This window comes from Nocardioides panacihumi (genome assembly GCF_039530925.1).
GTDB lineage: Bacteria > Actinomycetota > Actinomycetes > Propionibacteriales > Nocardioidaceae > Nocardioides > Nocardioides panacihumi.
Map to the genome: position 1 here is coordinate 303,347 of NZ_BAAAPB010000008.1, position 26,669 is coordinate 330,015.

The following is a 26,669-nucleotide window of genomic DNA, read 5'->3' on the forward strand; positions in this document are numbered from 1 at the left end:
CACGGACGGGAATCGGGTCAGATCTCGGCGCTCTCGGTGCTCGAGCCACCGGCCGAATCTCCTGGGATCGTCCCGAACGCCGCGGGCGGCTCACGCCACGGATCGGGGAGGGTGCCGGCCCGCGCCTGCTCGATCGCCCGCCACACGCGCTCGGGCGTGCACGGCATGTCGAGGTGGCGCACGCCGAGGTGCGACAGCGCGTCGACGACGGCGTTCTGGACCGCCGGGGTCGAGCCGATCGTGGCCGACTCGCCGATGCCCTTGGCGCCGAGCGGGTTCAACGGCGTCGGCGTCTCGGTGGTGGAGACCTCGAACGAGATGGCGTCGGCCGCGGTCGGCATGGTGTAGTCGGCGAACGTGGCGGAGAGCGGGTTGCCGTCCTCGTCGTACACGAAGTGCTCCCACAGCGCCTGCGAGATGCCCTGCAGCGCGCCGCCGTGCTGCTGGCCCTCGACGAGCAGTGGGTTCAGGACGCGTCCGCAGTCGTCGACGGCGATGTGCCGCACCGGCGTCACCAGGCCTGTCTCCGTGTCGACCTCCACGATCGACACGTGGCAGCCGAACGGGAAGGTGGCCTCCTCGGAGTGGAAGTCGTCCGTGTCCGCGAGGACCACGCCCTGGGCTGCCGCCTCCGCCGCCACCTCTGCCCACCCGACGGCAGCACCGGGGACACCACGGACCGCGAATCCGCCGTCGACCACCTCGATGTCGGCGCCGCTGGCCTCGAGCAGGCGCGCGGCGATCTCCCGTGCGCGGTCGAGGACCTTGCCGGCCGCTCGCCCGATGGCGCTGCCGCCCAGCTGCAAGGAGCGCGAGCCTCCGGTGCCGCCGCCGCTGCGCACGCGTGCGGTGTCGGACTGGACGAAGCTGATCCGCTCCATCGGGATGCCGAGCCTGTCGGAGACGATCATGGCGAAGGACGTGGCGTGGCCCTGGCCGTGCGCTGACGTCCCGGCGCTCACCGTCGCGCTGCCGTCGGCGTGCACCTCGACCGATCCGAACTCGGTGCCGGCGAAGCCCGTGATCTCGACGTACGTCGCGATGCCGATCCCGAGCAGTCTCACCTCTCCTGCCTCCCGGCGGCGGCGCTGCTCGGCGCGCGCGGCGTCGACGTCGGCGATCCTGAGCGCCTCTCGCAGCGGCAGGTCGAAGTCGCCCACGTCGTAGCGGGCGCCCGTCACCGTCCGGTACGGGAAGGCGTCCTTCGGGATCAGGTTGCGGCGCCGGATCTCCTCGGGTGCGAGCCCGAGCTCGGCTGCCGCCACGTCCATGAGCCGCTCGATCAGCGCGGCCGCCTCCGGCCGTCCGGCGCCTCGGAAGGCGCCGACGGGCGCCGTGTTGGTGAGCGACGCGATGGCGGCGTACGTGATCCGGGGGATCTCGTAGACGCCCTGGCTCATCAGGTAGGTGCCACCGAGCGGGAACGTGCCGCCGAAGCCGCCGTAAGCACCGCAGTCGCCGACCAGCCGGAGCCTCATGCCGAGGATCCGGCCGTCGTCGTCGAGCCCGAGCTCGGCGTACTGCACCTGGCCACGCCCGTGCATCGACAGCATGGACTCGCTGCGCGTCTCGGCCCACTTCACAGGCCGATCCAGCTGCTGGGCGGCGACGACGACCGCGGCGTGCTCGGCGTTCGCGCCGGCCTTGCCACCGAACGCGCCGCCGACATGCGGAGCGACCAGCCGGACCCGTTCCCGGGGGAGTCCGGCGCAGGCCGCGAGCTGGTCGCGTGCCATGTGCGGCTGCTGGGTCGTGAGCCAGATCGACAGGTCGTGGTCGCCGTGGTGCGGCCGGACCAGGATGGCGTGGCCCTCCATGGGTGCGGTCGCGACGCGCTGGTTCTCGATCCTGACGCGCACGACCCGGGCGTCCGCGGGCCACGGATCACTCTGGTCGTCGTCCTTGCGGGACGCGGCGACGTTGCTGCCGAGGTCGTCGAACTGGAGGGGCGCTCCGTCGGCCAGTGCCTCCTCCATGTCGACGACGACCGGCAGCGGGTCGTAGTCGACCTCCACCAGCTCGGCGGCGTCGACGGCCTGGGCGCGGGTCCGGGCGACGACGAGGGCGACCGGCTCGCCGACGTACCGCACCTTGTCGAGGGCGAGCAACGGGCGCACCAGCCGCTTGTCGGCGATCGCGAAGGGGCGCAGCGTCCTGTCCGCGAGGTCGGCGCCCGTCAGGACGGCCTCGACACCGGCCGCTGCCGCTGCGTCGGCGGTGTCCACCGAGAGGACGCGCGCGTGCGCGAACGGGCTGCGCACGAACACGGCGTGCAGGAGATCGGGGCCCTGCTCGTTGTCGACGAAGGTCGACCGTCCGACCAGCAGGTCGGGGTCCTCGACCCGGCGTACGACGGTGCCCAGCAGCGATCCCGGCATGGTCGATCCCCTGTCTCCCGAGAGTGGTGATCCGTCTCACAGTGATGACAGGGGCACCGTATCGGGAGCGGACAACCTCTCCGGTCGGACCCGGAGCGGAGGGGGCGGTGGACCAGGTAAGGGTGACCTTCCTTGAAGCGTGCTCGTCATTAAGCGCACACTAGTGTTGTGAAAATCGATGAGGCCCCCGACAGGCGGACGCGTGAGCGCGTCGTCCGGTCGATCCTCGTCAACGGCCCGTCCACCGCGGCCGGGCTCGCCGAGCGGCTCGAGCTGACCCCCGCCGCCGTACGACGCCACCTCGACCTGCTGGTCGAGGAAGGTGCCGTCGAGCCCCGTGACCCGCGCCCGGGCGTGCACCGCGGACGTGGGCGGCCGGCCAAGCTCTTCGCGCTCACCGAGCACGGGCGCGAGGGCTTCGACCAGCAGTACGACGACCTGGCGGTCTCCGCGCTGCGCTTCGTCGCCGAGACGGCGGGCGAGGCCGGTGTGCGGGAATTCGCCCAGCGTCGCGCGGCGTTCATCAAGCAGGGCTTCGAGTCGGTCAGCGCGGCAGACCCGTCGCTCTCGCCGGCGCAGGCGCTGGCCCGGGTCTTCACCGACGCGGGCTACGCGGCGAGCGTCCGCGAGCTTCCGATCGTCAACGGGCAGGCCGTGGGAGAGCAGCTGTGCCAGCAGCACTGCCCGGTCTCCCACGTCGCCCACGAGTTCCCCCAGCTGTGCGAGGCCGAGACCGCGGCGATCAGCCAGGTCCTCGGCACCCACGTACAACGACTGGCCACCATCGCCCACGGCGACGGGGTGTGCACCACCTGCATCCCGCACGCCGCCCAGGTCTCGAGCAAGACGAGTATGAAGGAGCAGGTCACCGCATGACCTCGATCGAAGAACTGAACCCCGAGCTGAAGGGCATCGGTCGCTACGAGTTCGGCTGGTCCGACTCCGACGTCGCCGGCGCCTCCGCGCAACGTGGTCTCAACGAGCACGTCGTGCGCGACATCTCGGGGAAGAAGAGCGAGCCGCAGTGGATGCTCGACCTGCGCCTGAAGGGCCTGAAGCTCTTCGGTCGCAAGCCGATGCCGACCTGGGGCTCCGACCTCAGCACGATCGACTTCGACAACATCAAGTACTTCGTGCGCTCCTCGGAGAAGCAGGCGGCCTCGTGGGAGGACCTGCCCGAGGACATCAAGAACACCTACGACAAGCTCGGCATCCCGGAGGCGGAGAAGCAGCGCCTGGTGGCCGGCGTCGCGGCGCAGTACGAGTCCGAGGTCGTCTACCACTCGATCCGCGAGGACCTCGAGCAGCAGGGCGTGATCTTCCTCGACACCGACACCGCGCTGAGGGAGCACGAGGACCTGTTCAGGGAGTACTTCGGCACCGTCATCCCGGTCGGTGACAACAAGTTCGCCGCGCTCAACACCTCGGTGTGGTCGGGCGGATCGTTCATCTACGTGCCCAAGGGCGTCCACGTCGACATCCCGCTGCAGGCCTACTTCCGGATCAACACCGAGAACATGGGCCAGTTCGAGCGGACCCTGATCATCGCCGACGAGGACTCCTACGTTCACTACGTCGAGGGCTGCACGGCGCCGATCTACTCCTCGGACTCGCTGCACTCGGCCGTCGTCGAGATCATCGTCAAGAAGAACGCCCGGGTGCGCTACACGACCATCCAGAACTGGTCGAACAACGTCTACAACCTGGTGACGAAGCGCGCCACGTGCGAGGCCGGCGCGACCATGGAGTGGGTCGACGGCAACATCGGCTCCAAGGTGACGATGAAGTACCCCGCCGTCTACCTGATGGGCGAGCACGCCAAGGGCGAGACGCTCTCCATCGCGTTCGCCGGCGAGGGCCAGCACCAGGACGCCGGCGCCAAGATGGTCCACGCCGCACCGCACACCTCCAGCTCCATCCTGAGCAAGTCGGTGGCGCGCGGCGGCGGCCGGACGTCGTACCGCGGGCTGATCCAGATCAACGAGGGTGCGTACGGCTCGAAGTCGAACGTGCTCTGCGACGCGCTGCTCGTCGACCAGATCAGCCGGTCGGACACCTACCCGTACGTCGACATCCGCGAGGACGACGTGTCCATGGGTCACGAGGCGTCGGTCTCGAAGGTCTCCGACGACCAGCTCTTCTACCTGATGTCGCGCGGCATGGCCGAGGACGAGGCGATGGCGATGATCGTGCGCGGGTTCGTCGAGCCGATCGCCAAGGAGCTGCCGATGGAGTACGCGCTCGAGCTCAACCGACTGATCGAACTGCAGATGGAAGGAGCCGTCGGGTGACGTCGTCGACCCTCGACAGCACTGCGCACAATTCTTGGGAGGAGTCCCTGGAGCTCGACCGGGTCGAGTCCCACCTCCACCCGGAAGGCTCGTTCCGCGTCGATGACCACCCGGTCCCGACGGGTCGGGAGGAGATCTGGCGGTTCACCCCGCTGCGGCGGCTCAAGGGCCTGCACACCGACGCGCCGCTCGACGGCGACGGCGTCGGCGCCGAGGCCGACCTTCCGACCGGTGTGACCGTGCAGCTGATCGGCGCGGACGACGCGCGACGCGGGTCGAGCGGCTTCGTGCCGACCGACCGCATCGCCGCGCGCGTCTGGGCCGAGGCGAGCAAGGTCTGGGCGGTCGACGTCGCTCCCGAGGCCGTCCTCGACCAGCCGGCGTTCATCACGCTGACGGGCAAGGACTCCTCGGTCGCGACCGCGCACCACGCGATCGTGACCGTCGGAGCGCACGCCCGGGCCACGATCGTCTTCCGCTTCGAGGGCAGCGCGACGCTGGCCGACGACGTGGAGGTCGTGGTGGGCGAGGGCGCACAGCTCACCCTCGTCTCGATCGACGACTGGGAGGACGACGCCGTCCACGTCGGCCACCGGCACGTCCAGGTCGGCCGAGACGCCTCCTTCAAGCACGTCGACATCACCTTCGGCGGCGACGTGGTCCGCAACGACACCACGGTCGAGTATGCCGGCCCGGGCGGCGAGGCCGAGCTCCTCGGCCTCTACTTCGCCGACGCGGGCCAGCACATCGAGCACCGCCTGTTCGTCGACCACACCGCCCCCAAGACCAAGTCGCACGTCACCTACAAGGGCGCGCTGCAGGGTGAGGGTGCGCACACCGTGTGGATCGGCAACGTCCTGATCCGCAAGGTCGCCGAGGGCATCGAGACGTACGAGGAGAACCGCAACCTCGTCCTCACCGACGGCTGCCAGGCCGACTCGGTCCCCAACCTGGAGATCGAGACCGGTGAGATCGCCGGTGCCGGCCACGCGTCCGCGACCGGCCGGTTCGACGACGAGCAGCTGTTCTACCTGCGCTCGCGCGGCATCTCGGAGGCCGAGGCCCGACGCCTCGTCGTGCACGGCTTCTTCAACGACCTCATCCGCCGGATCGACGTGCCGCAGCTCGAGCAGAAGCTCACCGCCACCGTCGAGGCCGAGCTGGCCAAGAACGTACTGAACCTGAACGGAGCAACGAACGCATGAGCACCCTCGAGATCAAGGACCTGAAGGTCTCCGTCGAGACCGAGGACGGTCCGAAGGAGATCCTCAAGGGCGTCACGCTGACCATCGGCGACGACGAGACCCACGCGATCATGGGCCCGAACGGGTCCGGCAAGTCGACCCTGGCCTACTCGATCGCCGGGCACCCGAAGTACACGATCACCGGCGGCAGCGTCACCCTGGACGGCGAGGACCTGCTCGGCATGACCGTCGACCAGCGTGCCCGCGCGGGCCTCTTCCTGGCCATGCAGTACCCGGTCGAGGTGCCCGGCGTGTCCGTCGCGAACTTCCTCCGCACCGCCAAGACCGCGATCGACGGCGAGGCGCCGAAGCTGCGCACCTGGGTGAAGGACGTCAACGCTGTCCTGGAGAAGATGAACCTCGACCCGACGTTCTCGCAGCGATCGGTCAACGAGGGCTTCTCCGGCGGCGAGAAGAAGCGCCACGAGATGGCGCAGCTCGCGCTGCTCGACCCGAAGGTCGCGATCCTCGACGAGACCGACTCCGGCCTCGACATCGACGCGCTCAAGGTCGTGTCGGAGGGGATCAACACCTTCCGCGAGCGGGAGAACAAGGGCGTGCTGCTGATCACCCACTACACGCGCATCCTGCGTTACGTGAAGCCGGACCGCGTGCACGTCTTCGTCGACGGTCGCGTCGCCGAGTCCGGCGGTCCCGAGCTCGCCGAGGAGCTGGAGGCCAACGGCTACGACCGCTTCCTCAAGGCCGCGGTCTGATGCCTCTCCCCGGCCTGCTGCCTGAGCTCGAGGTGGTCCGCAAGGACTTCCCGATCCTCGAGCGCACGGTCCATGACGGCCTGCCGCTGGTCTACCTCGACAGCGCGAACACCTCGCAGAAGCCGCAGATCGTGATCGACACGATGGTCGACCACCTCGAGCGGCACAACGCGAACGTCGCCCGCGCCATGCACGCCCTCGGCGCGGAGTCGACGGAGGCGTTCGAGGCCGCCCGGGACGTGGTCGCGCGCTTCATCGGCGCGCCCGAGCGTGACGAGGTGATCTTCACGAAGAACGCCTCCGAGGCCCTCAACCTGGTGTCCAACACGCTGGCCTGGGCGCGCGGACCGCTCGCTGTCGGGGAGGGCGACCTCGTCGTCACCACGGAGATGGAGCACCACTCCAACATCGTGCCGTGGCAGCTGCTCACCGAGCGCACGGGCGCGACGCTGCGCTGGTTCGGGTTGACCGACGACGGTCTGCTCGACCTGTCGAACATCGACGAGCTGATCACCGAGCGCACCAAGGTCGTGACGCTGACCTGGGTGTCGAACATGCTGGGCACGATCAACCCGATCGGTGAGATCGCGCGCCGCGCGCACGCCGTGGGCGCGCTCGTGGTCGTCGACGCCTCCCAGGCGGCGCCGCAGCTGCCCATCGACCTCGCCTCGATGACGCCCGAGGAGCGGCCGGACTTCCTGGTCTTCACCGGCCACAAGACGGTCGGCCCGACCGGTATCGGCGTGCTCTGGGGTCGGCGAGAGGTCCTCGAGCAGCTGCCCCCGTTCCTCGGGGGTGGCGAGATGATCGAGACCGTCCGCATGGAGCGGTCGACGTACGCCGGGATCCCGCACAAGTTCGAGGCCGGCACCCCGCCGATCGTCGAGGCTGTCGGTCTCGGTGCCGCGCTGACCTACCTCGGCCACCTCGGCATGGACGCGATCCACACGCACGAGCAGGCGATCACCGGGTACGCGCTCGACGGACTGCGGACCGTCAAGGGCCTCACCGTCCTCGGTCCCCTCGACGCGGCGCTTCGGGGCGGTGCGATCTCGTTCGAGCTCGACGGCGTTCACCCGCACGACATCGCGCAGGTCGTCGACTCGCGCGGCGTCGCCATCCGAGCGGGACATCACTGCGCGAAGCCGGCGCACGCCCGGTTCGGCGTGCAGAGCTCGAGCCGGATGTCGTCGTACCTCTACACGACGCCGGAGGAGATCGACGCGCTCGTCGAGGCGCTGGAATACACGCGCTCCTACTTCCGGTTGGACGGGTGAGATGAGCACACAAGCCGACCTCGACGCCCTGTACCAGGAGATCATCCTGGACCACTACAAGAACCCCCACCACTCGGGGCTGCGCGACCCGTTCGAGGCAGAGGTCCACCACGTCAACCCGACCTGCGGCGACGAGGTGACCCTCCGCGTCCACGTGCGCGACGGCATCGTCGAGGACGTCTCGTACGACGCCGTCGGCTGCTCGATCTCCCAGGCGTCGGCGTCCGTGCTGACCGATCTGGTGATCGGCAAGCGGGTCGACGACGCGATGGCCGTGCACGCCGACTTCCTGACCCTGATGCAGGGCAAGGGCACCGTGGTCCCCGACGAGGACGTGCTGGAGGACGGCATCGCCTTCGCCGGTGTTGCCAAGTTCCCCGCGCGCGTCAAGTGCGCTCTGTTGAGCTGGATGGCCTGGAAGGACGCGACCGCGCAGACCCTGGCCGCCGCCCCCGCCACGGAGGAGAACCGATGAGCGAGCACGACCACCACGACCACGCCGGGCACGACCACGCCGGGCATGACCACGCCGGGCATGACCACGCCGGGCACGACCACGAGGCACAGACGGGCGGAGTCGTCATGACGGTGACCGTCGCTGACGGCGCGACGCTCGCGGTGGACGACGTGACGGAGGCGATGAAGGACGTCGTCGACCCCGAGCTCGGCATCAACGTCGTGGATCTGGGTCTCGTGTACGGCGTACACATCAACGAGGCGTCCGACGTCGTCATCGACATGACGCTGACGTCGGCGGCCTGCCCGCTGACCGACCTGATCCAGGACCAGACGAACCAGGCCCTCGAGGGCATGGTCAACGACGTCGCGATCAACTGGGTTTGGATGCCCCCGTGGGGCCCCGACAAGATCACGCCGGACGGCCGCGAGCAACTGCGTGCGCTCGGCTTCAACGTCTGACACTCCAACGCCGAGTCGGCGCATCCTCGCAGTTTGTCTGTGAAGATGCGCCGACTCGGCGTTTCCAGGGTGCGAAGTTGCGCCGACTCGGCGTTTCCAGGGTGCGATGTTGCGCCGACTCGGCGTTTCCAGGGTGCGAAGTTGCGCCGACTCGGCGCCGTCCGAGGGTGCACAAGCGCCGACTCGGCGATGTCGTGGAGCACTAGCCTGTGCGCGTGAGCGATGTGGTGGCGGAGGCGACTGGCCTCGTCAAGACGTTCGGCGGCGTGCGGGCCCTGGACGGGCTCGAACTGACGGTGTCGGCAGGCGAGGTGCACGGCTTCCTCGGGCCGAACGGCGCCGGCAAGTCGACGACGATCCGGATCCTGCTCGGTCTGATGCGCGCCAGCGGGGGAGGGGCCAGGCTGTTCGGGGCTGACCCCTGGCGCGACGCGGCCGACCTGCACCGTCGGTTGGCGTACGTGCCCGGCGACGTCTCGCTGTGGCCCAACCTGAGCGGCGGGGAGACCGTTGACCTGCTGCTGCGGATGCGCGACGCCGACCCGCGTACGTCGCGTCGCGACGAGCTGATCGAGCGCTACGCGCTCGACCCGACCAAGAAGGGCCGGGCGTACTCGAAGGGCAACCGTCAGAAGGTCGCCCTCGTCGCGGCTTTCGCAGCCGACGCCGAGCTCTTGATCCTCGACGAGCCGACCAGCGGGCTCGACCCCCTGATGGAGCAGGTCTTCAACGACTGCGTCGCCGAGGCCACGGATCGCGGTGCCACGGTGCTGCTGTCCAGCCACATCCTGAGCGAGGTGGAGCGGCTGGCCGACCGGGTCACGATCATCCGCGAAGGCCGGACGGTCGAGACCGGCACGCTCGAGTCCCTGCGTCACCTGCACCGCAGCAAGGTCACGGCGACGGTCACCGGCCCGGTGCCGGAGCTGTCCGGCCTGGCCGGCGTGCACGACGTCTCGGTCGAGGGCACCCAGGTGACCTGCACCGTCGACCCCGACGGTCTCCCGACCGTGCTCACCGCGCTGACCGCGGCCGGGGTGACGGCACTGACCAGCACGCCGCCCAGCCTCGAGGAGCTCTTCCTCGACGCCTACCGCACGCCCGTGCGATGAGCGCGACAGCAGGCACCCGGCTGCTCGTGCGCCAGTTCGCGCGGCGCGACCGGATCATCGCGCCGGCCTGGCTGCTGGTGATGGCCGTGCTGTGCCTCGTCTCCGCGGCCGCCACCCCGGGCCTGTACGACACCGACGCCGCACGGGTGCGTGCCGCCGAGGCTCTCAACGACAGCCCCGCGATCGTCGCGCTCTACGGTCCGATCCTCGACGTGCACAGCATCGGCGAGCTCGCGATGACCAAGATGACCGTGCTGTACGCCGTCATCGCGGCCATCCTCTTCGTCGTCCTCGTCCGCCGGCACACGCGTGTCGAGGAGGAGAGCGGCCGCACCGAGCTGGTCGGCGGCACGGCGGTCGGCCGGGACGCGCCGCTCACGGCGGCCGTTGCCGAGTCTGTGGTCGTCGCGATCGCGCTCGGTCTTCTCGTGGTCGTGGCGAACATCGCCGGAGGCCTCGACCCGGCCGGGTCGGTGGCCTTCGGCTGTGTCTGGTTCGGCACCGGCCTCGTCGCGACCGGCATCGCCGCGGTGTGCGTCCAGCTGTCGGCCAGCGCCCGCACGTGCGCGGCGGCCGCCGCCGGCGTCCTGGGCGTGCTCTTCATGATGCGCGCCGTCGGTGACGCGAGCGGCGCGACCTGGCTGAGCTGGTTGTCGCCGTTGGGATGGAACACCCAGGCGCGGGCCTGGTCGGGGACCCGCTGGTGGGTCCTGGCCCTCTACCCGCTCCTCGCCGTGGCGCTGGTCGCGGTCGCACGGTGGCTGCGCGGCCGGCGTGACCTGGGCGCCGGCCTGGTCGCCGCCCGCCCCGGCCCGGCGACCGGTTCACCGCGCCTGTCCGACGCGGTGTCGCTCAGCCTGCGCGTCCACGGCGCCGCGATCGTCGCGTGGACCGCCGCCGTCGCGGTGCTCGGACTGCTGTTCGGCTTCATCGCACCCGGCCTCGACGACCTGCTGGACTCCGGGTCGGCCCAGGAGCTGATCGACCGGCTCGGCGGGGAGATGCTGGCCGCGGTGCTGTCGGTGGTGGCGATCGTCGTCACGTGCTTCGGGATCTCGGTCGTCAGCCACGCCGGCAGCGACGAGACCGGGGGACGGACGGAGGAGGTGCTCGCGACCGCGACGTCGCGGGCACGGTGGTTGGCCGCATCGCTGGTCGTCGCGCTCGCCGGCTCGCTGTGGCTGCTGTTCGTCACCGGGATCACGCTCTGGGTCGGCTACGCGACTGCCGGTGGCCCGTCGCCCGGCGACCTGGTCACGGCGGCCATCGGCTGGTCGCCGGCCGTCTGGGTCGTCATCGGTCTCGCCGCCGTGCTGCTCGCCCTCCGCGGTTCGTGGGCCGTGTTCGGGTGGGTGTGGCCGGCTCTGTTCCTCACGCTGACGCTGATCGGCGAGCTGGTGGGCTTCCCGGGCTGGCTGACCGGGCTGTCGCCGTACTCCCACGTGCCGACGATGCCGGCGCAACCGTGGCAGTGGGCGCCCGAGATCGGGCTCACCGCCATCGCGGCGCTGTTGTTGGCAGCCGCCTGGTTGCGCTTCCGCGAGCGCGACATCGGCTGACGGCCGCTCCGCTCAGTACAGCGCTGCGAACGGCGTGGACCGGGCGGCGGAGAGCGCCTTGTCGTGCTGGTACGGCGACGCCTGGTCGTACATCCACGGGCGGGTCAGCCACAGGTAGGCGTCGACGCTGCGCCGCGTGACCCGCACCTGCGCCGCGGTGAGTCGCAGCGCAGCGACGTACGCCGGCTGGACGACCTGCCACGTCGGCGGCACGCCGAGCGCGTTGCAGAGTGTCGCCTGCCCGTCCGGGCAGCTGCGCGAGTTGTCGAAGGTCGACGAGCCGAACCGGTGGTCCCACTGGGCGTAGGTGTAGCCGCGGCCGCTGTCGGCGGTGTCGATGACGAAGTGCTTCCCGCTGACGCCGCGCCGTGCGAGCGCCCGGAGGATCGCGGCGCCCTGGGTGATGTTGTCGGGGGTCCTGGTGTAGTGCGTGATGTCCAGGCTGAAGCCGCGGACGTAGGCGACGCCCGAACGCCGCAGCAGCGCTGCCGCCTGGTCGGGCGAGAGCCAGTCGGAGGCGCCGGCGTCGAGGTAGACGGTGGCCCGCCGGTTGTGGTCGTGGAACCACTTCGCGGCGTACCGCGTGAGGGACTGGCGCACCCGCGGGTCGTGCACCCCGTCGCGCGCCGGGTTCGTGGTGATCGCGAGGTCGGGCTCGAGCGCGATCAGCACGCGCGAGCCGCCGATCCCGGCGGAGACGCGCTGGATCCACGTGCGGTAGTGCGCCTGCTCGGTCGCGGTCAGCGGCGTGCTCCTGGCGCCCTCGCCCCGGGGCCAGAGGCCGAAGACGGCGACCTGGACGAGCTTGTTCGGATCGTTGGTCGGGTTCACCGTGCGCAGGTAGTCGGGGACCTTGTTCAGGGCGAACGAGTTGGTGCCAGTGAGCCACAGCGCCGAGGGCTGCAGCGCCGCGCGCCCGAGGTAGGTCCTGTCCGTGCCGCTGGACGAGAGGTAGTCGGTGTAGAGACCGCGGCCGTTCTCCCAGAAGCCGTTGTTGACGGCCCACGTCCCGCCGCCGAGGGGGTTGCTCGGGTTCGTGGCATACCGGCCGCCGCCGAACGACTTCGCATCGGGCAGAGGCAGCCGGGAGCCGTCGGCCCGGGCACTCTGCGTCGTCACCACGCTGCCCGCGACCGCCAACACCGTCGCGGTGATCGCCGCTGCCAGCCCTCGAGAGATCCTCACGTGGGAGTCCATCGGCAGCCGCCGCGTCGACGTGAAGAGTCCCGGTTGCGCGTGACGGGGCCTGACATCGGCTAGCGTCCGGACCATGTGGGAGCCCGAGCCGGGGTGGCTCGCCCTGCCCGGTGGCAGCGGCGTGTCGACGGTCGGCGTCTGGCGCACGGTCCTCGGCGAGCGGGCGGTCGCCGTCAAGCGGGTGGCCGCGCCGGACGAGTACGACCCCGCCGAGCTGACGGATCCGCGCCACTTCGCCTACTGGCGGCGGGCGGCCGACGTCGCGACGTACGGGCTGGTCGACGCGACTCCCGGCCTGCGTGCGCCGCGTACGTCCGCGGAGGAGGACGCGGACGGCGTCACCATCGTGGCGGAGTGGGTCGAGGACGCGGCCAACAGCGGTCTGTTCGCGGCTCACGCGATGGGTCGCTTCGCCGCCGCGGACCTCTCCCACGTGCGCTGGTTGGCTCGCCACCAGCTGCGGGACCGGCTGGCACGTGTCGAGCGACGCGGCGGCTGGTCCACCCTGACGCGTACGACGGCCAGCGACATCGCCGACGTGCTGTGGCGCAAGCGCGGCCGGCTCCTCGATGCACTCGACGCCCTGCCGCAGGTCGCCCAGCACGGTGACCCGGTGCCCGGGAACCTGCTCGGTCGCGACGCCGACGACCTGATCGCGGTCGACTGGGGCTCGCTCGGCTACGGACCGGTGGGCGGCGACCTCGGCTACTACCTCCTGATGGCGCGCGAGGAGTTCGAGCCGCTCCTCGACGCCTACCTGCTCGGCCTTCCGGCCGGCCTGGCCACCCGCGAGCAGGTGACGCTCGGCGCGCAGGTCACCGCCGTCTACACCGTGTGCACCCGCGCCGACTGGGCGCTGGCGCGGGTGGCGACGGGGGAGGGTGCGCTCGCGGCGAAGTTCCGGCACCCCTCGGTCGCGCCGCACCTGCGCGCCCTGCAACGCCAGACCGACGCCGTCAGCGCGCTGCTGGAGGCGTAGGTCTGGACACTGCGCGTCGTCCCTCGGCGGCTCCTCGGCCAGCGAAGGTCACACCGGGTCAGACCGCGCCGGCGGCGAAGGTGTCGCACGCGTTGACGTCGTCGTTCGACGCCATCCCCGTCTTGAACCACTGCACCCGCTGTGCCGAGGACCCGTGCGTCCAGGACTCCGGGTTGGCGTGCCCGCTCATCCTGTTCTGGATGTAGTCGTCGCCCACCGCCGTGGCCGCACCGATCGCGTCGGTGATGTCGGTGTCGGTGAGGTCGGAGATGAGGACGTTGCCATCGGCGTCCGGCGTGGTCTGGGCCGCCTGGGCCCACATGCCGGCGAAGCAGTCGGCCTGCAGCTCCAGCTTCACCGAGTCGCTCCTCGGGCCCTGCTGGGTGCGCACCTTGCCCATGATGCCGAGCAGGTTCTGGATGTGGTGCCCGTATTCGTGGGCGATCACGTACGCCCTCACGAACGGGGCGTCCTTGCCACCGAGCTGGCCCTCGAGCATGTCCCGGTAGAAGGACGTGTCGAGGTAGATCGTCTGGTCCGTCGGGCAGTAGAACGGGCCGACGTCGGTCGTCGCGTTGCCGCAGCCGTTCGTGTTCACCGACCCCGTGAACGTCTCGACGCCGTTCTCCGGCTGGAACTGCCCGTTGACCTCGCCCTTCCAGTAGTCGTAGAGCGAGTTCTCGACCGCCACGAGGGCGCAGTCGGGGTTGTTGTTCGCGTCCTCGCCGGACTTGCAGTTCGCGTAGCGGCCCGTGTCGCCCTGGGCTTGGTCGAACCGGCTGGCGTCGAGAGTGCTGCCGGCCGCACCGCCCAGGACGCTCCCGAGGTCGGGCCCGACACCCGTGCACTGGCTGATGAGGACGATCACGAGCAGCAGGACGATGCCGCCCGCGCCCATCTTCCCGGTCGGCAGCTGCATTCCGCCTCCGCCGAGACCGCCCCCGCCGAGACCGCCGCCGCCCGATCCACCCACGTCGCGGGTGCGACTGGTGTCCAGCCGCGCCTTCGGGTTGAACCGCATCCGAGATACCCCCATCACTCGCCGACTTCGGGGCTAGGTACCCCGCGCCATAGACTATTGATCCTCATGATCACCGCCCATCAACTGGAAGTCCGCGTCGGAGCCAGGCTCCTCATGGAGAACGTCAGCTTCCGGGTCGGGCCGGGTGACAAGGTCGGCCTCGTCGGGCGCAACGGCGCCGGCAAGACCACGCTCACCAAGGTCCTCGCCGGCGACTCGCTCCCGGCGGGCGGCAACGTCACGCGCACCGGTGAGATCGGCTACCTGCCGCAGGACCCGCGCGTCGGTGACCCCGAGGTGCTGGTTCGGGACCGGATCCTGTCCGCGCGCGGCCTCGACGCCGCCGTACGCCGGATGCGGGCGGCCGAGCTGGAGATGGCCTCGGACGACCCGGCCGTGCGCGAGAAGGCCATGCGCCGCTACCAGAGGGCACACGACGAGCTGGACGCCGGCGGTGGGTACGCCGCGGAGTCCGAGGCGCTCCAGATGGCCCAGTCGCTGGGCATCCCCGACCGCCTGATGGAGCAGCAGCTCAAGACGTTGTCGGGCGGTCAGCGCCGGCGGGTCGAGCTGGCGCGGATCCTCTTCTCGGGCGCCGAGGTGCTGATCCTCGACGAGCCGACCAACCACCTCGACGCCGACTCGATCATCTGGCTGCGCGACTGGATGAAGGCCTACCGAGGTGGCTTCATCGTCATCAGCCACGACAACAGCCTGCTGTCCGAGACGGTCAACAAGGTCTTCCACCTCGACGCCAACCGGTCGGTCATCGACGTCTACAACATGGGCTGGCGCAACTACCTCACCCAGCGCGAGACCGACGAGGCCCGCCGCAAGCGCGAGCTCCTGAACGCCCAGAACAAGGCGAAGACCCTCACCGACCAGGCCAACAAGATGCGCGCGAAGGCGACCAAGGCGAGCGCCGCGCAGCAGATGCTCAAGCGGGCCGAGAAGCTGATGGCGGGTGTCGAGGGGGAGCGTCAGACCGACAAGGTCGCCGCGATCAAGTTCCCGTCGCCGGCCCCCTGCGGCAAGACGCCGCTCACCGCGAAGGGCCTGTCCAAGTCGTACGGCGCCCTCGAGGTGTTCACCGCGGTCGACCTCGCGATCGACAAGGGCTCGCGCGTCGTCATCCTGGGTCTCAACGGCGCGGGCAAGACGACCATGCTGAGGATCCTCGCCGGCGTCGACAAGCCCGACACCGGCCTCGTGGTGCCCGGCCACGGCCTCAAGATCGGCTACTACGCGCAGGAGCACGAGACCCTCGACGTCGGCCGGACCGTGCTGGACAACATGCAGTCCGCGGCCCCCGAGCTCACCGACACCGAGGCCCGCTCGGTGCTCGGTGCGTTCCTGTTCAGCGGGGACGACGTCCACAAGCCGGCCGGCGTGCTGTCCGGCGGCGAGAAGACGCGTCTCGCGCTCGCCTCGCTCGTCGTCAGCGCCGCCAACGTGCTGCTGCTCGACGAGCCGACCAACAACCTCGACCCGGCGTCGCGCGAGGAGGTCCTCAACGCGATCCGTCGCTACGAGGGCTCGATCATCCTCGTCACCCACGACGAGGGCGCCGTCGAGGCGCTCGAGCCCGACCGGGTGCTGATCCTGCCCGACGGTGTCGAGGACCTCTGGAACGAGTCGTACGCCGACCTCGTCTCCCTCGCCTGACCTCGACGGGTCCCGGCGCGGCCGCTCCCACCACCGTCCCAGATACTGGTCCCTATGGCAGGCAATCTGGGGATGGGCGGCGTCTACCGGAACCTGCGCTCGGACCGGCAGGTGCTCGGTCAGCGTCTGGAGCGTGGCACCGTGCGGCGGGTCGTCGGCTTCGCGCGGCCGCACCGTCGGCCGATCGCGGGCTTCCTGGCCCTCACGGTCGTCGACGCCGGCCTGGTGGTGGTGACGCCACTGCTCACCAAGCACGTGGTCGACGACGGCATCCTGAAGGGCGACGTGGCTGTCGTCGTCTGGCTCGCGGTGGCGATGGCGGTCGTCGCACTGGTCGACGCCGGCATCGGAGTCGCGAGCGGACTGCTCTCGTCCCGCATCGGTGAGGGCCTGATCTTCGACCTGCGCACCCAGGTCTTCGCGCACGTGCAGCGCCAGTCGCTCGCGTTCTTCACACGCACCCAGACGGGCGCGCTCGTGTCGCGTCTCAACAACGACGTCATCGGCGCCCAACGTGCGTTCACCTCCACACTCTCGAACACCGTCGCCAGCCTGATCTCGGTCATCGTCGTCGGCATCACCATGCTGACGCTGAGCTGGCAGGTCACGGGGCTGTGCCTGCTGCTCTTCCCGGTGCTGCTCCTGACGTCGCGCTGGGTCGGCAACCGGCTGGCCGGCCTGACCCGCGAGCAGATGGACGGCAACGCGGCTCTCGGCACGGCGATGACCGAGCGGTTCAGCGTCGGCGGGGCGCTGCTGATGAAGCTCTTCGGCCGTCGTGCCGAGGAGGACGCCCAGTTCGCGGTCCGGGCCGCCGTCGTCCGCGACGTCGGTGTGCGGATCTCGCTGCTGACCCGGGTCTTCACGATGGCGATGACGCTGGTGCCGGCCATCGCCACCGCCCTCGTGTACGGCGTCGGCGGCTGGCTCGTCATCCAGGGTCACTTCACGCTGGGCACGCTCACCGCCCTCGGCCTGCTGCTGCTCCGCCTGCTCGGGCCGCTGCAGTCGCTGTCGAACGTGCGGATCGACGTGATGACCGCGCTGGTCAGCTTCGAGCGGGTCTTCGAGGTCCTCGACCTGCCCTCGACCATCCAGGAGCGAGCCGGCGCCGTCGCGCTGCCGCGCGACGCGGCCCGGGTGGAGTTCGAGCACGTCGCCTTCAGCTACCCGAGGGCCGAGGAGGTCTCGCTCGCCTCGCTCGAGGTGATCGCGCGGGTCGAGTCCCGTCCCAGTGGGCCGGTGCTGACCGACATCACGTTCACGGCCGAGCCCGGTCAGATGGTCGCGCTCGTCGGTCCGTCGGGAGCCGGCAAGACGACCATCACGCACCTCGTCGCCCGGCTGTACGACGCGGGCGCCGGCGTCGTCAGGGTGGGTGGTCACGACGTCCGCGACGTCACGCTGCAGTCGTTGGAGGATGCCGTCGGCTACGTCACGCAGGACGCCCACATGTTCCACGACACCATCCGCGCCAACCTCCTCTACGCCCGCCCGGACGCCTCGGAGCACGCCATCTGGGACGCGCTCGAGGCCGCCCAGATCGCACCCCTGGTCTCGGCGCTGCCGGACGGTCTCGACACGGTCGTGGGGGACCGCGGCTACCGGCTCTCCGGTGGCGAGAGGCAACGGCTGGCGATCGCCAGGCTGCTGCTGAAGGCGCCGTCGATCGTCGTGCTCGACGAGGCCACCGCCCACCTCGACAGCGAGTCCGAGGCCGCCGTGCAGCGCGCCCTCGACGCGGCGCTGAGTGGCCGGACGTCGCTGGTCATCGCCCACCGGCTCTCCACGGTGCGCGACGCGGACCAGATCCTCGTGGTCGAGGCCGGGACCGTCGTCCAGCGCGGCACGCACGAGGAGCTGCTCGCCGTCGGCGGGCTCTACGCCGAGCTCTACCGCACCCAGTTCCTGGGCCAGCCGGACGCCGTCTGAGCGCCGGGGCGCGTCACTTGCGCGCCGCGCGCTCCTTCTCGTACGCCGCCTTGTAGGCCTCGCGCACGGCCTGCTTGCGGCTCGTCTTCTCGCTCCGCGTGTCGTCGCGGTCCTGCTTGACCCGGCGTCGCGCAGCGCCCACCGCGTCGCCCTTGCCGGTGCGCCACTCGTCGTAGAGCAGGTAGAAGAATCCGAAGACGGCGAGCACGCCGAAGAACCACCACTGCAGCCCGTAGAAGAAGTGCGGGCCGTTGCCGAGGTCGGGCAGCGAGAGCGGGTCGAGCGCCTGGGTCGGCTTCGGGTCCTCGCTGTGGAGCGCCAGCCAGCCGCCGTACACCTGCCTGCCGATGGCGGGACCGACGGTCCGGGACGAGAGCGCGCGGGTGGACAGGGCATCGACCCGCGTGCTGCTGCCGGAGCCGTCCGCGCGGACGTAGCCGGTGACGGTCACCCGCCCCGCGGGTGGCGGGGGGACGTCGGGACGCTTGTCGTCGGCGGCAGTGCCCAGCCAGCCCCGGTCGACGATGACCGTCGTGCCGGCGTCGGTGACGAGCGGGACGACGACGTCGACGCCCGGCGCCCCGTCGTCGTTGGAGCGGTATCGCCAGATGATGGTGTGCGCGGCGTCGTACGTGCCGGTCACCGTGACGAGCCGCCACTCGTCGTCCGCGGCGACGGGCTCGCCGGCGGCGAGCACGTCGTCGATCGGCGCGGCCGTGCGGTGCTCGTTGGTCTCCACGACCTGGTTGTCGTGCTTGCGGTCGGTCAGCCGGTGGAACTGCCACTGCCCGAGCCACCACGTCGCCCAGGCGACGAGGACGACCGTCAACGCGAACAGTCCCCAGCGGCGGCTGAGGAGGAACCGGAACGACCGCACGCCACGAAGGCTAATCCCGGAGTCGCCGAAGCCCACACCCGCGGGGGTCCCCACCTAGGATGGTGTGGTGGAGACGACACCGCTCGCCGACAGGTTCGGTCGCATCGCGACCGACCTACGGGTCTCGCTGACCGATCGGTGCAACCTGCGCTGTGAGTACTGCATGCCGGCGGAGGGCCTGGAGTGGCTGCCGACCGAGGCCGTGCTCACCGATGACGAGGTCGTCCGACTGGTCACGATCGCCGTGGAGCGGCTCGGCGTACGCGAGGTGCGGTTCACGGGCGGGGAGCCCCTCGTGCGGCGCGGTCTCGTCGGGATCGTCGCGCGGACCCACGCCCTGGGCGTCGAGACCTCGCTGACCACCAACGGCCTCGGGCTGGCCCGTACGGCGTCGGCGCTGGCCGCGGCCGGCCTCGACCGTGTCAACGTCAGCATCGACAGCATCCGCCCCGAGACGTTCGCCGCCGTCACCCGACGCGATCGGCTGCACGACGTGATCGCCGGCCTCGGCGCTGCCCAGGAGGCCGGTCTGGGCCCCGTGAAGCTCAACGCCGTGCTCATGCGGGGTGTCAACGACGATCAGGCCCCCGAGCTGCTGCGCTGGGCGGTCGAGCACGGCTACCACCTGCGCTTCATCGAGCAGATGCCACTGGACGCCCAGCACGTCTGGTCGCGCACGGAGATGGTGACCGCCGACGAGATCCAGCGGCTGCTCGAGAAGGAGTTCGTCCTCGAGCCCGCCGAGGAGCCCCGGGGGAGCGCCCCGGCGGAGCTGTTCACCGTGGACGGCGGGCCGGCGACGGTCGGCATCATCGCGTCGGTGTCGCGCCCGTTCTGCGGCGACTGCGACCGGGTGCGGCTGACGGCCGACGGCCAGGTCCGCAACTGTCTGTTCGCGCGCGAGGAGTCGGACCTGCGGGGTGCGATGCGAGCCGGCGCGTCGGACGAGGAGCTCGCCCAGCGCTGGGTGACGGCGATGGCCGGCAAGCGGGCTGGCCATGGGATCGACGACCCGACGTTCCTGCAGCCGGACCGGCCGATGTCGGCCATCGGCGGCTAGCAACGTCATACGGGGCGGTTGCTCCGACAGCCACCTCGTACGACGTCAGTGCGGCTGGGTCTCCTTGAGGAAGCCGCGCGCGCCGAGGAAGTCACCCAGGGACGCCTTGTGGTCGTCGCAGGCCAGCCACACCTTGCGCCGGTCCGGGGTGTGGATCTTCGGGTTGTTCCACCGCAGCTCCCAGGTGCCGGGCGCCTGGCAGCCCTTGGCCGAGCAGAGATCGAGCTCGGTCTTCTCGCCGAGCGTCACAGCTCGCCCTGCGGCTTGTCGTCGCCGTCGGTGAGCTCGCGGCGATAGCCGGTGTCGAGCAGCGAGAGGTCTTCGTCCCGCGTGTGGGCGGCGTTGGCGCCGACCACGGCGACGTACGGCAGCACGATCGCGCCGACGATCAGCAGGGGCCACAGCCAGTTGATGCCGTTGGCGCCGGCGAAGACGGCTCCGACGAAGCACACGACCCGGATCGACATCGAGATGAGGTAGTGCCGCTGCCGGACGCTGATGTCGTGCTCGTGGCTCTGCGCGGCGGTGGTGATGCGGACGGCCTCGTCGCGGTGTCTGACTCTGGCCATGCGCCCACTCTACGTCGCTAGAGTCGGGTGACCGCCATCACCCAGGAGGTAGTCATGGCCAACCACACCTACCGTCTCACCGAGGTCGTCGGGAGCTCACCGGAGAGCATCGACGCCGCCATCCGCAACGCGGTCGACCGGGCGTCGAAGACGCTGCGCAACCTCGACTGGTTCGAGGTCACTCAGATCCGCGGTCAGGTCGAGGACGGCCGGGTCGAGCACTTCCAGGTCGGCCTCAAGGTCGGCTTCCGACTCGAGGACGAGTGAGCGCGACGCGCCGACCGTGTCGCCCGTCATTGGGCATACTTCGCGGTAATCGCTACGTTCGGGCAACGTGAGCGGAGCAAGCGCAACTGACAGGGAGCCGCGGTCGGTGCTGGTCACCGGCGGCAACCGTGGCATCGGGCGAGCCGTCGCGGAGGCGTTCCTCGCGGCAGGCGACAAGGTGGCCGTCACGACCCGCAGCGGGGGAGCGCCGGAGGGCGCTCTCGACGTCCGCTGCGACGTGACCGACCCCGCGCAGGTCGAGGCGGCGTACGCCGAGATCGAGGCCGCGCACGGCCCGGTCGAGGTCCTGGTCGCCAACGCCGGCATCACCAAGGACACGCTCCTGCTGCGGATGTCCGAGGACGACTGGGCGTCGGTGGTCGACACCAACCTGACCGGCTCCTACCGGCTCGCCAAGCGTGCCGCGAAGGGCATGCTGCGGCTTCGTCGCGGGCGGATCATCTTCGTCTCCAGCGTGGTCGGCCTGCTCGGAAGCGCGGGACAGGCCAACTACGCCGCCTCGAAGGCCGGCCTGGTCGGTCTGGCGCGCTCGCTCGCCCGCGAGCTCGGGAGCCGCGGCATCACGGCGAACGTCGTCGCACCCGGCTTCGTCGAGACGGACATGACCGACGTGCTCACCGACGAGCAGAAGAGTGCCATCAAGGCCCAGGTTCCGCTGGGTCGCTACGCGAGCGTCGACGAGATCGCCGACGCCATCACCTGGCTCGCGGACGCGGGCTACGTCACCGGGGCCGTCATCCCCGTCGACGGTGGACTGGGAATGGGGCACTGACATGGGTCTCCTCGAAGGCAAGCGGATCCTCGTCGCGGGCGTGACGATGGACAGCTCGATCGGCTTCGCGACCGCCAAGGTCGCGCAGGAGCAGGGCGCCACGGTGCTGATCTCCAACTTCGGCCGGGCGCTGTCGATCACCAAGCGGATCGCCAAGCGGCTGCCGGCCGAGGCGCCGGTGCTCGAGCTGGACGTCACCGACCCCGAGCACCTCGCCGGGCTCGCGGACCAGGTCCGTGAGCACGTCGACGGGCTCGACGGCGTGGTCCACTCGATCGCCTACGGCAACCCGGAGACGCTGCTCGGCGGCAAGTTCCTGGACGGCCCGTGGCCCGATGTCGCGCAGGCGGTGCAGGTCTCGGCGTACTCGCTGATGAGCCTCGCGCAGGCGACCCGGCCGCTGCTGACGCCGGGAGCGGGCGTCGTCGGGCTGACCTTCGACGCCACGGTCGCCTGGCCGGCGTACGACTGGATGGGCGTGGCCAAGGCCGGCCTGGAGTCCTGCGCGCGTTACCTGGCGCGCGACCTGGGCCCGCACGGCATCAGGGTCAACCTCGTCTCCGCCGGCCCGCTGCGCACGCTCGCCGCGAAGGCGATCCCAGGCTTCAGCGACCTCGAGGACATGTGGTCGACCCGGGCGCCGCTCGGCTGGGACAACACCGACCAGGAGCCGACGGCGCGTGCGGTGTGCGCGCTTCTCTCCGACTTCTTCCCGGCGACCACGGGCGAGATCGTGCACGTGGACGGCGGCTTCCACGCGATGGGCGCCTGATCACCCCTCCGCCCGTCGCGCGCCACTAGGCTCGGAGGATGACCCGCGTCCTTGTCATCGTCCGCCACGCCAAGGCGGAGTCGTACGGCGCCACGGACCACGAGCGCGCCCTCACCGACCGCGGTCTCACCGAGGCGGGCCGGGCCGGCGCGTGGCTGGCCGCGCGGGGCACGACACCCCAGCAGGCGATCGTGTCGGACGCCGTCCGCACCGAGCAGACCTGGTCGGCGATGGCGGCCGAGGCCGGCTGGACGTTGAAGCCGTGCCTCGACAGCACGCTCTACGAGGCGGACGCCGACACGGCGCTCGACCTCGTCCGAGCCCTCGACGACGGGGTCACGACCGCGTTGGTCGTCGGTCACAACCCGACGATGGCCTATCTCGCGCAGGTGCTCGACGCGGGTGGCTCGCCGCAGCTCGCCACGACGGGGTTCCCGACGGCCGCCGTCGCCGTGTTCGAGTACGACGGCCCGTGGGCCGATCTCGCGGAAGGCACCGCGCAGCTGGTCGACGTACACGTCGAGCACCGCTGAGCAGTCCGGCAAACACCCCTCAGACCAGCGGTCGGACCGCACCCATCGTGACGTCGACGAGCCGGCTCAGGTCGCTGTCGTCGCTCTCCGCCCAGTGCTCCTGGGCGGCCTCGAGGCACTCGAGCGCGCTCCTGACGAGCGCCTCGGCCTGCAGCCCGGCATCGTCGCCGGTCGGTGCCAGGCGCGCGGCGACCACCGGGCTGAGCAGCGCTGTCCAGCGTCGGCGCCACTCCTCGACGGTGGCCCGCACGGCGGGCTCGTCGCGCAGCATCAGCTGAAGGCGGCGTGACCGCCCCGGATGGGCGACCTGCCTGTCGACGATGACCTGGAACGCTGCGCGCAGCGCCGCCCACGGGGACTCGCCGGCGGGCCGCGCCTGCAGGACGGACACGAGCTCTGAGCCCGACTCCGTCATCCGGGCCAGGACGAGGTCGTCCTTGCTCGCGAAGTAGCGGAAGAACGTGCGCCGCGACATCCCCGAGGCTGCGGCGATCCGGTCGACGGTGGTCATCTCGAAGCCATGCTCGGAGAAGAGCAGCCAGGCCTGTCGCTGGACCTCGGTACGCACAGCCTCACGCGCGTGGTCGCGCAGGGTGGGAGTGGCGTCGACGGGACTCATCAGGGTCAGCGTACGCCCTGTGACATTCGACGCCGCGAATGGCACTCGGTGTCACAATCGCGTTAGCATCACCCGACCCGATCCAGACCTCGAGAGGAACCGTCATGCAGCACGAGCCGTCGGGCGCGACCGACGCCGAGATCGCCTCGCACACCTCACCGGCCCGCGCGCGGCTGGAGCTGTTCGTCGTCGGCCTCGGCGCCCTGGTCGTCTCGCTGGCGCAGTCGCTGCTCATCCCCGTGCTCGGCGAGCTTCCGCAGGACCTGCACACCTCCGCGAGCACGATCAGCTGGCTGCTGACCTCCACGCTGCTCGTGGCCGCCGTGTCGGTGCCGATCATGGGTCGCCTCGGCGACATGTTCGGCAAGCGCCTCCTGCTGCTCGTCGCCGTGGGCGCGCTCGTCGTCGGGTCGCTGCTGACCGCGGTGACGAGCAACGTCGGCCTGCTGATCGCCGGTCGCGCGATCCAGGGCGCCTCGTCCGCGGCGATCCCGCTGGGCATCAGCCTGCTCGCAGGGCTGCTGCCGCGTGAGCGCGTCGGGTCGGCTGTCGCGCTCATCAGCGCCATGCTCGGCGTCGGCGGGGCGCTCGGCCTGCCCCTCGCGGGCTTCGTCGCGGAGCGTGCCGACTTCCACGCGCTGTTCTGGATCACCGCGGCCGTGGGGGCTGTCGCGTTCCTCGGCATCCTCACGATCGTCCCCGAGTCGCCGAACCGCAGCGGGGGCCGCGTCGACATGGTCGGTGCCGTCATCCTCGCCGCCGGACTGGTCGCCCTGCTCCTCCCGCTGAGCCAGAGCTCGAGCTGGGGCTGGGACTCCCCGCGGGTGTGGGGACTGCTGGCGCTGTCGGCGCTGCTGATCGTCCTCTTCGGCTGGACGCAGACCCGTATCGCCGACCCGCTGGTCGACCTGAAGGCGCTGCGGCGCAAGCCGATCATCTTGGCGAACCTCGCCTCGATCCTCTTCGGATTCGCCCTGTTCGCGTCGTTCATCGGCACGGCGGCGTACGTCGAGGCGCCGGAGCAGTCCGGCTACGGCTTCGGCTCGAGCCTGCTCGTCGGGGGCCTCGCGATGCTCCCGGGCGGACTCATGATGCTGGTGTTCTCGCCCGTGGCCGCCCGACTGATCGCGCGGCGCGGCGGCCCGCAGACCCTCGCGATCGGAGCGGTCGCCGTCGCGCTCGGCTTCGCCGGCCGGATGTCGGTGCACGACCACCTCTGGCAGGTCATCGTCGGGTCGACGGTGATCGGGATCGGCACCGGCATCGGGTACGCCGCGCTGCCCTCGATCATCAACGCCAACACCCCCGTCCACGAGCTCGGGTCGGCCAACGGCCTCAACTCGCTCTTCCGGAGCCTGGGCAGCTCGCTCGCCTCCGCGATCGGCGGAAGCCTGCTGGCCGGCAGCGTCATCCACCTCGGCGCCTTCGCGTTGCCGTCGCTGACGGCGTACCGCGAGCTCTTCGCTCTCTGCGGCATCGCCGCGGTGCTCGCGGCCCTGGTCGCGCTGGCGATCCCTCACCGACGAACGGTCTGACGGGGTCGGCCGCCCGCGATCCAAACTGTCACGGTGATAGTTCGCGGGGTCGGTGACACTTCGTAGGTGTCACCCGTCGCCCAAACTGTCACGGTGATAGTTGGGTCCGCGGGTCCGCGGGTCCGCGGGTCCGCGGGGGCGTGTCAGATCGGGGGAGCCGGAGTGACGATCCCGGCCTCCGCGTCGGCGGCCTCGATCTCCTCGCGGCTGATGCCGAGCAGGTACATGATCGTGTCGAGGTAGGGCACGTTGACGGCCGTGTGCGCCTGCGAGCGTACGACGGGCTTCGCGTTGTAGGCCACGCCGAGGCCGGCCGCGGAGAGCATGTCGAGGTCGTTGGCGCCGTCGCCGATCGCGACGGTCGCGGACTCGGAGATGCCCAGCTCGGCGGCGAACTCCCGCAGCGCCCGCGCCTTCCCGGCCCTGTCGACCACGTCGCCGAGGATGTTGCCGGTCAGCACCCCGTCGACGATCTCGAGCTCGTTCGCGCGCTGGTAGTGGATGCCGAGGTCGGTCGCCAGCCGTGACGTGATCTGGCTGAACCCACCCGAGACGATCGCGAACCGGTAGCCCAGCCGGCGCAGCGTCCGGACCATCGTCCGTGCGCCCGGGTTGAGCTGGAGGCTGTCGTACACCTCGTGAACCGCCGAGGCCGGCACCCCCTTGAGCAGCGCGACGCGCGCCCGCAGTGACTCCTCGAAGTCCAGCTCACCGCGCATCGCACGCTCGGTCACCTCGGCGACCTCGGCCTCGCAGCCGGCGTGCGACGCGAGCATCTCGATGACCTCGCCCTGGATGAGCGTGGAGTCCACGTCCATGACGATGAGCCGCATGCCGTGGCGGGTCAGGTTGGCCGCCTGGACGGCGATGTCGACGCCCTGCAGGGCCGCCTCCTGCGCGAGCAGCACCCGCAGCCCGTCCGGCGCCGCGCCCGAGACCGCCAGCTCGATCGCGGTCACGGGATAGCTGGCCAGCCGCTGGATCCGATCGATGTTGCCGCCGGCGTCGGCGATGCGGCCGGCGACCGCCGCCATCGCGCTCGCCTGCAGCGGGGCACCGATGACCGTGACATGCGACCGGTGCTGCTTCGTGCCGTTGTCGCCCGTGCCCCGGACGATCTCGACCTGCATGCCCAGCTCGTCGGCGCTCTGCGACACCGCATCTCGCAGGGCCACCTCGTCATCGGGGACGCTCACGAGGACACCCAGCACGAGGCGTCGCCGCAGCACGATCTGCTCCAGGTCGAGGACCTCGACCCCGGCTTCGGCGAGCCGGGCGAAGACTGCCCGGGTGACACCCGGACGGTCACGCCCGGTCAGGGTGATGAGCAGCGAGTCGGGGCGCGGGTCCATGGC

General features: G+C 70.7%; 26 protein-coding genes. 18 read left to right on the plus strand and 8 right to left on the minus strand.

The genetic code is table 11. The features are described from left to right. Positions 1-17: 17 nt before the first annotated feature. Positions 18-2,378: a xanthine dehydrogenase family protein molybdopterin-binding subunit gene (locus ABD205_RS22375; protein WP_344048817.1), complete on the minus strand. Its 2,361-nt coding sequence runs from the start codon at positions 2,376-2,378 to the stop codon at positions 18-20. Positions 2,379-2,546: 168 nt separating this feature from the next. Here ABD205_RS22375 and ABD205_RS22380 point away from each other — a divergent pair, with 168 nt between their 5' ends. From ABD205_RS22380 to ABD205_RS22420, 9 genes are all read left to right on the plus strand, one after another. Then, complete coding sequence (locus ABD205_RS22380; protein ID WP_344048819.1) at positions 2,547-3,254, plus strand: helix-turn-helix transcriptional regulator; 708 nt, start codon at positions 2,547-2,549, stop codon at positions 3,252-3,254. Beyond that, positions 3,251-4,669, plus strand: a complete 1,419-nt coding sequence (gene sufB, locus ABD205_RS22385) for a Fe-S cluster assembly protein SufB (protein WP_344048821.1) — start codon at positions 3,251-3,253, stop codon at positions 4,667-4,669. Before ABD205_RS22380 ends, sufB begins: the two co-directional genes overlap by 4 nt. Continuing rightward, a complete protein-coding gene (sufD, locus tag ABD205_RS22390; RefSeq protein WP_344048823.1) occupies positions 4,666-5,874 on the plus strand; it encodes a Fe-S cluster assembly protein SufD in 1,209 nt (402 codons plus the stop codon). The genes sufB and sufD overlap by 4 nt, the downstream gene beginning before the upstream one ends. Next, entirely contained in the window at positions 5,871-6,629 is a 759-nt protein-coding gene (gene sufC, locus ABD205_RS22395; protein WP_344048825.1) for a Fe-S cluster assembly ATPase SufC, read from the plus strand. The genes sufD and sufC overlap by 4 nt, the downstream gene beginning before the upstream one ends. Continuing rightward, positions 6,629-7,906: a cysteine desulfurase gene (locus ABD205_RS22400; protein WP_344048827.1), complete on the plus strand. Its 1,278-nt coding sequence runs from the start codon at positions 6,629-6,631 to the stop codon at positions 7,904-7,906. Before sufC ends, ABD205_RS22400 begins: the two co-directional genes overlap by 1 nt. A 1-nt stretch (position 7,907) precedes the next feature. Continuing rightward, on the plus strand, positions 7,908-8,381 hold the full coding sequence (gene sufU, locus ABD205_RS22405; RefSeq protein WP_344048829.1) for a Fe-S cluster assembly sulfur transfer protein SufU: 474 nt from the start codon (positions 7,908-7,910) through the stop codon (positions 8,379-8,381). Positions 8,382-8,488: 107 nt separating this feature from the next. Next, positions 8,489-8,824 (plus strand): metal-sulfur cluster assembly factor, encoded by a 336-nt coding sequence (locus ABD205_RS22410; protein ID WP_344048906.1) that lies wholly within the window; start codon positions 8,489-8,491, stop codon positions 8,822-8,824. 215 nt (positions 8,825-9,039) lie between these two features. After that, complete coding sequence (locus tag ABD205_RS22415) at positions 9,040-9,936, plus strand: ABC transporter ATP-binding protein (protein ID WP_344048831.1); 897 nt, start codon at positions 9,040-9,042, stop codon at positions 9,934-9,936. Next, a complete protein-coding gene (locus tag ABD205_RS22420; RefSeq protein ID WP_344048833.1) occupies positions 9,933-11,495 on the plus strand; it encodes an ABC transporter permease in 1,563 nt (520 codons plus the stop codon). Before ABD205_RS22415 ends, ABD205_RS22420 begins: the two co-directional genes overlap by 4 nt. A 12-nt stretch (positions 11,496-11,507) precedes the next feature. Here ABD205_RS22420 and ABD205_RS22425 read toward each other — a convergent pair whose 3' ends face one another. Further along, positions 11,508-12,680 carry a glycoside hydrolase family 6 protein gene (locus ABD205_RS22425; protein ID WP_344048835.1) on the minus strand — a complete coding sequence of 391 codons (1,173 nt, stop codon included), beginning with the start codon at positions 12,678-12,680 and terminating at the stop codon, positions 11,508-11,510. An 85-nt stretch (positions 12,681-12,765) separates the two neighbouring features. Between ABD205_RS22425 and ABD205_RS22430 the strand changes: the two genes are divergently transcribed. Continuing rightward, on the plus strand, positions 12,766-13,671 hold the full coding sequence (locus ABD205_RS22430) for a phosphotransferase family protein (protein ID WP_344048837.1): 906 nt from the start codon (positions 12,766-12,768) through the stop codon (positions 13,669-13,671). A gap of 58 nt (positions 13,672-13,729) precedes the next feature. On the opposite strand, the gene ypfJ is transcribed toward ABD205_RS22430, so the two are convergent. After that, a complete protein-coding gene (gene ypfJ, locus ABD205_RS22435) occupies positions 13,730-14,692 on the minus strand; it encodes a KPN_02809 family neutral zinc metallopeptidase (protein WP_344048839.1) in 963 nt (320 codons plus the stop codon). A 66-nt stretch (positions 14,693-14,758) separates the two neighbouring features. On the opposite strand from ypfJ, the gene abc-f reads away from it, so the two are divergent. Further along, positions 14,759-16,357: a ribosomal protection-like ABC-F family protein gene (gene abc-f / locus ABD205_RS22440; protein WP_344048841.1), complete on the plus strand. Its 1,599-nt coding sequence runs from the start codon at positions 14,759-14,761 to the stop codon at positions 16,355-16,357. A gap of 54 nt (positions 16,358-16,411) precedes the next feature. Then, complete coding sequence (locus ABD205_RS22445) at positions 16,412-18,289, plus strand: ABC transporter ATP-binding protein (RefSeq protein ID WP_344048842.1); 1,878 nt, start codon at positions 16,412-16,414, stop codon at positions 18,287-18,289. A 13-nt stretch (positions 18,290-18,302) separates the two neighbouring features. Here ABD205_RS22445 and ABD205_RS22450 read toward each other — a convergent pair whose 3' ends face one another. Then, positions 18,303-19,166 (minus strand): SURF1 family cytochrome oxidase biogenesis protein, encoded by an 864-nt coding sequence (locus ABD205_RS22450; RefSeq protein WP_344048844.1) that lies wholly within the window; start codon positions 19,164-19,166, stop codon positions 18,303-18,305. 64 nt (positions 19,167-19,230) lie between these two features. On the opposite strand from ABD205_RS22450, the gene moaA reads away from it, so the two are divergent. Next, entirely contained in the window at positions 19,231-20,226 is a 996-nt protein-coding gene (gene moaA, locus ABD205_RS22455; protein WP_344048845.1) for a GTP 3',8-cyclase MoaA, read from the plus strand. A gap of 45 nt (positions 20,227-20,271) precedes the next feature. Here the strand turns inward: moaA and ABD205_RS22460 are convergent, their stop codons facing one another. Both ABD205_RS22460 and ABD205_RS22465 read right to left on the minus strand, forming a co-directional pair. Next, positions 20,272-20,475 (minus strand): acetone carboxylase, encoded by a 204-nt coding sequence (locus ABD205_RS22460; RefSeq protein WP_344048847.1) that lies wholly within the window; start codon positions 20,473-20,475, stop codon positions 20,272-20,274. Next, positions 20,472-20,795, minus strand: coding sequence for a DUF3099 domain-containing protein (locus ABD205_RS22465; protein WP_344048849.1), 324 nt, complete (start codon positions 20,793-20,795; stop codon positions 20,472-20,474). Before ABD205_RS22465 ends, ABD205_RS22460 begins: the two co-directional genes overlap by 4 nt. A 27-nt stretch (positions 20,796-20,822) precedes the next feature. Here ABD205_RS22465 and ABD205_RS22470 point away from each other — a divergent pair, with 27 nt between their 5' ends. The 4 genes from ABD205_RS22470 (at position 20,823) to ABD205_RS22485 (ending at position 23,160) form a co-directional block, all read left to right on the plus strand. Continuing rightward, positions 20,823-21,062: a dodecin gene (locus ABD205_RS22470; protein ID WP_425573097.1), complete on the plus strand. Its 240-nt coding sequence runs from the start codon at positions 20,823-20,825 to the stop codon at positions 21,060-21,062. Positions 21,063-21,129: 67 nt separating this feature from the next. Then, complete coding sequence (fabG, locus tag ABD205_RS22475; protein WP_344048851.1) at positions 21,130-21,855, plus strand: 3-oxoacyl-ACP reductase FabG; 726 nt, start codon at positions 21,130-21,132, stop codon at positions 21,853-21,855. Position 21,856: 1 nt separating this feature from the next. After that, positions 21,857-22,627 carry an enoyl-ACP reductase FabI gene (gene fabI, locus ABD205_RS22480; protein WP_344048853.1) on the plus strand — a complete coding sequence of 257 codons (771 nt, stop codon included), beginning with the start codon at positions 21,857-21,859 and terminating at the stop codon, positions 22,625-22,627. A 38-nt stretch (positions 22,628-22,665) separates the two neighbouring features. Beyond that, a complete protein-coding gene (locus tag ABD205_RS22485; protein ID WP_344048855.1) occupies positions 22,666-23,160 on the plus strand; it encodes a SixA phosphatase family protein in 495 nt (164 codons plus the stop codon). Between the two features lie 19 nt (positions 23,161-23,179). Here the strand turns inward: ABD205_RS22485 and ABD205_RS22490 are convergent, their stop codons facing one another. Continuing rightward, positions 23,180-23,779, minus strand: coding sequence for a TetR family transcriptional regulator (locus ABD205_RS22490; RefSeq protein WP_344048857.1), 600 nt, complete (start codon positions 23,777-23,779; stop codon positions 23,180-23,182). A 104-nt stretch (positions 23,780-23,883) separates the two neighbouring features. Here ABD205_RS22490 and ABD205_RS22495 point away from each other — a divergent pair, with 104 nt between their 5' ends. Beyond that, a complete protein-coding gene (locus tag ABD205_RS22495; protein WP_344048860.1) occupies positions 23,884-25,314 on the plus strand; it encodes an MFS transporter in 1,431 nt (476 codons plus the stop codon). A gap of 143 nt (positions 25,315-25,457) precedes the next feature. On the opposite strand, the gene serB is transcribed toward ABD205_RS22495, so the two are convergent. Beyond that, positions 25,458-26,666: a phosphoserine phosphatase SerB gene (gene serB / locus ABD205_RS22500; RefSeq protein ID WP_344048862.1), complete on the minus strand. Its 1,209-nt coding sequence runs from the start codon at positions 26,664-26,666 to the stop codon at positions 25,458-25,460. Positions 26,667-26,669 lie beyond the last annotated feature (3 nt).

Coding starts and splice junctions, on each gene's coding strand:
- ABD205_RS22420 (WP_344048833.1), top strand. CDS start 9,933: ATGAGCGCGACAGCAGGCACCCGGCTGCTCGTGCGCCAGTTCGCGCGG.
- sufU (WP_344048829.1), top strand. CDS start 7,908: ATGAGCACACAAGCCGACCTCGACGCCCTGTACCAGGAGATCATCCTG.
- ABD205_RS22485 (WP_344048855.1), top strand. CDS start 22,666: ATGACCCGCGTCCTTGTCATCGTCCGCCACGCCAAGGCGGAGTCGTAC.
- ABD205_RS22430 (WP_344048837.1), top strand. CDS start 12,766: ATGTGGGAGCCCGAGCCGGGGTGGCTCGCCCTGCCCGGTGGCAGCGGC.
- sufB (WP_344048821.1), top strand. CDS start 3,251: ATGACCTCGATCGAAGAACTGAACCCCGAGCTGAAGGGCATCGGTCGC.
- serB (WP_344048862.1), bottom strand. CDS start 26,666: ATGGACCCGCGCCCCGACTCGCTGCTCATCACCCTGACCGGGCGTGAC.
- abc-f (WP_344048841.1), top strand. CDS start 14,759: ATGATCACCGCCCATCAACTGGAAGTCCGCGTCGGAGCCAGGCTCCTC.
- ABD205_RS22465 (WP_344048849.1), bottom strand. CDS start 20,795: ATGGCCAGAGTCAGACACCGCGACGAGGCCGTCCGCATCACCACCGCC.
- ABD205_RS22445 (WP_344048842.1), top strand. CDS start 16,412: ATGGCAGGCAATCTGGGGATGGGCGGCGTCTACCGGAACCTGCGCTCG.
- fabI (WP_344048853.1), top strand. CDS start 21,857: ATGGGTCTCCTCGAAGGCAAGCGGATCCTCGTCGCGGGCGTGACGATG.
- ABD205_RS22490 (WP_344048857.1), bottom strand. CDS start 23,779: ATGAGTCCCGTCGACGCCACTCCCACCCTGCGCGACCACGCGCGTGAG.
- ypfJ (WP_344048839.1), bottom strand. CDS start 14,692: ATGCGGTTCAACCCGAAGGCGCGGCTGGACACCAGTCGCACCCGCGAC.
- sufC (WP_344048825.1), top strand. CDS start 5,871: ATGAGCACCCTCGAGATCAAGGACCTGAAGGTCTCCGTCGAGACCGAG.
- ABD205_RS22375 (WP_344048817.1), bottom strand. CDS start 2,378: ATGCCGGGATCGCTGCTGGGCACCGTCGTACGCCGGGTCGAGGACCCC.
- ABD205_RS22495 (WP_344048860.1), top strand. CDS start 23,884: ATGCAGCACGAGCCGTCGGGCGCGACCGACGCCGAGATCGCCTCGCAC.
- ABD205_RS22410 (WP_344048906.1), top strand. CDS start 8,489: ATGACGGTGACCGTCGCTGACGGCGCGACGCTCGCGGTGGACGACGTG.
- ABD205_RS22400 (WP_344048827.1), top strand. CDS start 6,629: ATGCCTCTCCCCGGCCTGCTGCCTGAGCTCGAGGTGGTCCGCAAGGAC.